Genomic DNA, 1,122 nt, shown 5'->3' with positions numbered 1-1,122 from the left:
GGAGAAAGCCTGGAGGCTGCCGCAGGGAGACGAGCACATGAAATGTATCCTTTAGCAGTTGGGCAGGATCAAGGCTACCTATTCAACCGAGCGATAAGGGGTTCGAACCTTCGACCGGATGCCTTGAATTACCGAGAGCGTATTGTGAGAGAGTTGAAGCCAGACACTCCCAGTGGACGAAGCCAAGGAAAACGTCAGCTCGCAATGTACGTTGCTGAACTAAGGAGAACCACAGGTGAAGAATGGACACCCCAGTTAGATCTCTACGCACCATAGTCGTGTCTCCTCGAAATGAGAGGTGTTGCAGCCAATGTTAACCCCCCTGGATGTAGTGACAAACCTTCGGATTGGTCTGAAGGAGCGTGGCTTTAAAAAGAAAGGCTTTACCTGGACGTGGCAGTCTGCCGAGGTGGCGTGGAAGATCCATGTGGATCGACCGCCGTATGGTAACCGTGTATACATCGAAGTTTTCGCTGCGCCCCTGTTAGAAGAGTTCCGTACGGGTGAATCACTCAAGGCAAATGATTTTCCGATCTTCCCAGTGGCTCAAGAGCTCCCTCTAGATATCGACTTTGATGTCAGTATCCTTGACTTCTTGGATTATTGTCCGCTTGCAGATGACGAGTGTGCCCATAAGATTCAGGAGTTAGGGTATGCGCTGGCTCAGTTCGCGCATGAGCATTCGACGGTGGAATCTCTGGTGCGCGCGTATATGGCTGGAGTGATTCCTTCTCATTACGTCACCGGGGATTTGAAGCGAAAATTCAATGCCGCCGCACGTGAAATGGGCCTTCCTTCTCCCCCGATGTCGGTGCTTGAAGGTCAATGACCTATTGGCACATGTTAAGGGTCTGCAGTTCTTTTCCGCGTGAAGGGTAGCCGCGCGTCGGCCTACGTCCTGTGTCTGAGGCTGATTTGCGTGCTTATCAGCAGGCGAGCACGTCAACGTTAAGTGCGGGCGTGGTAGTGCCTTTGAGGGAGGGGCTTTTGGTGCGGGTGGGGGCGCGCTCACCAAAGTCACAGGCATAGCCCGTTTTGGCTGCTTCACAGCCGACACCCCCGTAGTCATGGCTGATGGGACCACCACCCCCATCAGTCAGGTTCAAGCAGGCGATGAAATCC

Annotated in this window: 3 protein-coding genes; 2 read left to right on the top strand and 1 reads right to left on the bottom strand. The window is 53.4% G+C overall.

From position 1 onward, the window contains the following. The first annotated feature begins 9 nt into the window (after positions 1-9). Positions 10-276 carry a hypothetical protein gene (locus EII11_RS11025; RefSeq protein ID WP_420820457.1) on the top strand — a complete coding sequence of 89 codons (267 nt, stop codon included), beginning with the start codon at positions 10-12 and terminating at the stop codon, positions 274-276. Between the two features lie 34 nt (positions 277-310). Beyond that, complete coding sequence (locus EII11_RS10325) at positions 311-829, top strand: DUF4304 domain-containing protein (protein WP_124872490.1); 519 nt, start codon at positions 311-313, stop codon at positions 827-829. Between the two features lie 97 nt (positions 830-926). On the opposite strand, the gene EII11_RS10595 is transcribed toward EII11_RS10325, so the two are convergent. Beyond that, a partial coding sequence (locus EII11_RS10595; protein WP_205649294.1) for a hypothetical protein occupies positions 927-1,122 on the bottom strand: 196 nt, incomplete at its 5' end.

The sequence above is a fragment of the Schaalia canis genome (genome assembly GCF_003858455.1).
Classification (GTDB): domain Bacteria; phylum Actinomycetota; class Actinomycetes; order Actinomycetales; family Actinomycetaceae; genus Pauljensenia; species Pauljensenia canis.
The sequence above is the reverse complement of the archived record's forward strand: the minus strand, read 5'-3'. Positions and strand labels throughout refer to the sequence as shown.

Bases quoted from the DNA above. Each gene is read 5' to 3' on its own strand.
- EII11_RS10325 (WP_124872490.1), top strand. From the start codon at position 311: ATGTTAACCCCCCTGGATGTAGTGACAAACCTTCGGATTGGTCTGAAG.